This window comes from Anabaena subtropica FACHB-260 (genome assembly GCF_014697105.1).
Taxonomy (GTDB): domain Bacteria; phylum Cyanobacteriota; class Cyanobacteriia; order Cyanobacteriales; family Nostocaceae; genus Trichormus; species Trichormus subtropicus.
Map to the genome: position 1 here is coordinate 1 of NZ_JACJRF010000092.1, position 4,362 is coordinate 4,362.

At 36.9% G+C, this 4,362-nt stretch carries 1 protein-coding gene and 2 pseudogenes; all 3 read right to left on the reverse strand.

The window, feature by feature from the left end; genetic code table 11:
- Window positions 1–158: pseudogene (locus H6G18_RS24380) on the reverse strand (photosystem II q(b) protein); the annotation flags it as partial.
- A gap of 498 nt (window positions 159–656) precedes the next feature.
- Window positions 657–3,092 carry a hypothetical protein gene (locus H6G18_RS24385; RefSeq protein WP_190409668.1) on the reverse strand — a complete coding sequence of 812 codons (2,436 nt, stop codon included), beginning with the start codon at window positions 3,090–3,092 and terminating at the stop codon, window positions 657–659.
- A 1,040-nt stretch (window positions 3,093–4,132) separates the two neighbouring features.
- Window positions 4,133–4,255 (reverse strand): annotated as a pseudogene (locus H6G18_RS24390) (transposase); the annotation flags it as partial.
- Between the last annotated feature and the right edge of the window lie 107 nt (window positions 4,256–4,362).

Consider the following 4,362-nt stretch of genomic DNA (forward strand, 5'->3'; position numbering starts at 1 on the left):
ATGAAGGCGATGATGAAGCAGGTGGTTGCAGCTAGCAAGGTGGGGATCATCAGTACTCCGAACCAACCGATGTATAGGCGGTTGTTGGTGCTGGTAATCCACTCGCAGAACTGTTCCCATACGTTGGCGCTCTTGCGCTGTTGTAAGGTTGCGGTCATGTTTTTATGATTGCGGTTATTTTTGTATGAATCAGACAACTGTATTTTTGCCTGTGATATTACTTTAAACTACTTTACAAAATTTAAGTAACTTATTAATATGAGTAAAATCTATATCTACGGTCAGCTTTGCTTATCTAAAGCTGCATAACCCAAGGTAGACAAACTAGAGTCGGCTGCTGGTATATCTGAAGCTTCTTCAAGTTTGTAGATACGTGAAAAATGTGTATGAGCAAATTTCTACGTCTGCAATATCTCATTACAGACGTAGAAGGACTTTTAGTTGGCGATTCAACGAAATCCTAAATTGGTGGAATGCCCCTGATTGTTACTTCCAGGCTAAGAATTCAGAGATAATCAAATTCAGACAACAAAATACTGCCTAAAGAATGAGTTTTACCTGTTCTTATGAGAGCTGCTCCTTGTCGAAAATATTATCTTCTTTCTTAACTAAACTGCGGAATGTGGGGTGAAAAGTCAGAGCTGTAGTTGGAATAATTAAGCGTTTGGTAGTTGCTGAGGCTGCTTAGGCTCAAGTTGTGCTTGCGAAGTTCTTCTTACCCAAGGGGTAAACCGACTAGGATGAACACATTCAGCACCATTCAGTTCGTCTTTAAGGTTACTGGCAAAGACCTCAAACATCTCAACCAGAGCTTGGCGATCGGTTAAGCAACCTTGAAGGGCAATAAGTTGTTCGAGAGTCCAATTATAAAGTTGGGTATCTCCCTGCTCAACACGTAAATATAATTGGCTCTCAAACTGTCCTAAACGGGCGTAGAAGTTCTCCACCTCAGCTTTGATTGACTGCATATCAATGTAGAACTGCTGTTTTTTGATATCTGATAAAATCGTTGTTTTGAGAGACTCCGTGAAGTTTTGGTTAATCTCATTGTTAACGAGGGTAGATACTTCATTGCGGAAGTTGACAATTTTATTGTCTAAGTTGACATTGATGCGATTATCAAGCTCGTTGACGACATTATTAACGACTAACTGAACATTGTTACCTGTAGATTGGTTAACAACAGACTTGATACGTTGATCGAAATCAGCTTCAATCTGTTGGACTACCAGGCTCTTAATGTTTGGGGTGTGATTAGCAATTTTGAGGTTAACTACCGCATCAATACGCTGATCGATGTCGCTTTGCATCTGCTGAACCACTTGAGTGTTAATCTCTTGGGCTTGATTAGCAATTTTGAGGTTAACTACATTGTCAATACGTTGCTCAACGTAGGTTTGCATTTGCTGAATCACTAGATTTTTAACATTCTGGGTTTGATCAGAAATTTTCAGGCTCACGACACTATCAACACGCTGATCGATGTCATTTTGTATCTGCTGAATTACTTGATTGCTGATTTGTTGAGATTGATTAGCAATTTTGACATTAACTGCATTATCAATTCGCTGGTCAATGTCATTTGACATCTGGTTAATGACTTGAGTGTTAATTTCTTGAGATTGATTAGTAATTTTGACATTAACAACGTTTTCAATGCGTTGCTCCAGTTCTGTTTGCATTTGCTGAACGACTGAAGTCTTAATTTCTTGAGCTTGATTAGTAATCTTCAGATTAACGACAGATTCAACACGCTCATTGAGTTCTGTTTGTATCTGTTGAATTACTAAGTTTTTAACTTCTTGGGTTTGTTCAGTAATTGCCAGATGAACCTGGTCATTAACTATTCTGGGAATTCTGGTAATAAACAAGTCATTGAGATTTTTATTAAAGTAAGTAGACCAACCTTGGAAGCTTTGGTTAAAATTTTCCTCAGTTTGTTGTATGAGAGTCTTCATCATGAACTCAAGCCGTGCTACCTGCATAGCAAGTGTCTTAGCTTGGCTTTGATAGCCTTTGAGTATCGATTTTTCAAGACCTTCCCAGTAGGCTTGTTTATTTTCGTCTTTTTGAGCCGTTACGCTTACTGAGCTTTCGAGCCTGGCTGCTATCTCTTGCCACATTTGCTCCATCTGATCTTGATCGAAACTGAAGCTGAAACCATTCTCACTGCTGAAGCGACCTCCTCCACTGCTAGTTCCACCACCAGAGCTGACAATAGTAACCCTGTCTTCATTCACATTACCGTCTGGCACTCCTGTTACTGTCGGTCTCGGCTGTTTGTTATAGCCTTCGTCTACTACACTCTTACTGACTGTGTTAATTTCTAGAACAACTTGTCCTTTGTTATCTTCTTTGTAGGTATCAAAGAAAAATCCTAAAATAGTAGTTTTTTCTTTGACTTCTAAAATGAATTCGTCTTGTAATCCATTGAGCGAACACCAAGTTTCTGCAACTTCAATACCAGTAAGATTAGAAACGAATCTTCCATCTTTAATCCATAGCAAAGCCCAAGGTTCTAATTGGAATTTCTGCTCAGAAGACCAATACGTAGCGTTGCTTTCACGAATTTTCACCTTATAATTTCCTGGTTCCAATTCAATAAAATTGGAATTTGGTTGCTTCAGTTTAGAGAGACTTTTTTCATTAAGAACATAACAGTTTTTCTTACTGTCAACTGTGATAGTTTGAGGATTGAAAAATGGTTTACTACTGCTAACTAAAAGGTTAACCTCTCCTTTGTTATCACTATTATTCACATCAAAGAACAAAGCACAGATAACAGCTTTCTCTTTGACTTCCAACTGTAACTTCTTGTTATATCCGTTTAAAGTTGTCCAAGTTGCACCTGTTTCAGCGCCTGTGTTTTTGTTGATAAATGTACTACCATCAACCCCATATATCCAAAGTACAACCAAAGGTTCGCCTTCAGTTTCGCTCTGAGCATAACTATAGCGACCACTGGTAATTTTTATATCAAAAGTCCCTTTTTCCAAAGTAAAAGAGCTAGCAACATCTTGTTGCAGGTGGTTCATTTCATTAGCGTCAATAACGTAACAACTGTTTTTGGTGTCGATCGTTAAAAGTTTCATTTTTTCTCTGTGATTTTTAGGGTTTTGAGAAGTTTTAGGTTGGACTACAAACTCAATGTTACTGGGGTAAACTAAAAGTTATATCAGTATTTAAACAAAATTAAATGTAAAAAAAGTGGCGCTATTGATTGTTAATAAATGAGCAAAATTAATGAATTAAATGAGTTTTTATAACTAAAATTTTATTCCTAAATATTACTAATAATTGACGGTTATTTCTCAGTTTTTATCTCTTTTTTCGCTCTTTGTTGAACAAATTTGTTGGAGTTTCCATGCTTATGTGAAATTCTCCTTTGATTGAAATATAGTTTTAAGATAGCCCACAAATATAAACAGCCTAATAATCAAGAAAATCACTCCATATGGTATTTTTACACTAAAAATATAGCGAACTGTTTTAATTTTTTCTCAGCTATACTTGATTGCATATCAATCTATTAGAAAGCTAATAGCAAAGTATCTAACAAATTTACTTTTTTTACACTCAAAATCAGTCATCAATTAAGCAATAAGATACAACATCATTCTTACCGTACTCAATCTATAATCTATGAATTGTATCGTAAGCTTTGCTTGTCTTTGTGGATTACCTTGATTTAAAAAAACAGTTTAAATAAAACCATCTCTCTTATGGCAGAGGTTTTCACTTGAGCGCATACTTCTTATGGCGGTGATGGCAATAATTTACAAGCATTTCAGACTCTAAAAATTAGAGAGGTTCAAATGGTACGATTTGAAGTAGCTGTAGCGAACTGGTCTGCCAAATCCAAATTTTTACGTTAAAGTCAATTTTTTCTAAAACATAGCCTGAGTAATACTTGCAGACGACGTGTGGCGGCAAAATCCGTCTTGCTGCTTTTACCCCGTAATTGACTGTGTTGAATTAAAATTTCGGCATCAAAATTTTAATTCAACTTTTGAGCCATTACCTCGCAACAAAGGTACACTGCATTGGCTGCTGAATCCCTTGTCAATCAAGCTTTTGAGCAAGTAAGTTCTACCATTGCTTAATTTTTGCTTACTGTTACTAGGGCGTGTCATCAATTAAGCCAAATAACAGAAGCAACAAGATAAATTGCACCCAGAAAGTTGGTAGCGCGTTTATCATAGCGCGTCGCAATCCCTCGATATTGCTTGAGTTTGGCAAAAAAGTTTTCAATAAGCAATACCTTTGCCAAATTACGAGGGTTCAACGCCCGTAGAAACGGGATGAATACGTCCTAAAGAAGTAAGCTTGGCAAAAATCTGGTTTAATAAAATAGGCTCAGGA